The organism is Parafrigoribacterium mesophilum (genome assembly GCF_039652555.1).
GTDB lineage: Bacteria > Actinomycetota > Actinomycetes > Actinomycetales > Microbacteriaceae > Parafrigoribacterium > Parafrigoribacterium mesophilum.
Map to the genome: position 1 here is coordinate 1 of NZ_JBDJAF010000034.1, position 288 is coordinate 288.

1 pseudogene is annotated in these 288 nt (G+C 67.7%); it reads left to right on the forward strand.

Going from position 1 to position 288, the window contains the following annotated elements:
• Positions 1 to 288: pseudogene (locus ABFX56_RS15985) on the forward strand (malto-oligosyltrehalose synthase); the annotation flags it as partial.

Here is a 288-nt window from a genome sequence, read left to right on the forward strand (position 1 = left end):
GAACGGCTGCCCGGAGCCTGGCCGGTGGCCGGCACCACCGGCTATGACGCCCTCGCCGACATCGACAGGGTGCTCGTGGATGAAAGCGGTCAGGATGGTCTCGACGCTCTGGATGCCGACGTGCGCGACCGGCGTAAGCCGCCGTCCTGGGAAGCGCTGCGTCATTCCACGACGCGGGCCGTGGCCGACGGAATCCTCCATTCAGAGGTGTTACGGCTGGTTCGCGATGTGCGGCGCTCCGGTGCCGTGATCACCGATCGAGAATCGCTAGCGGACGCGCTCGCCGAA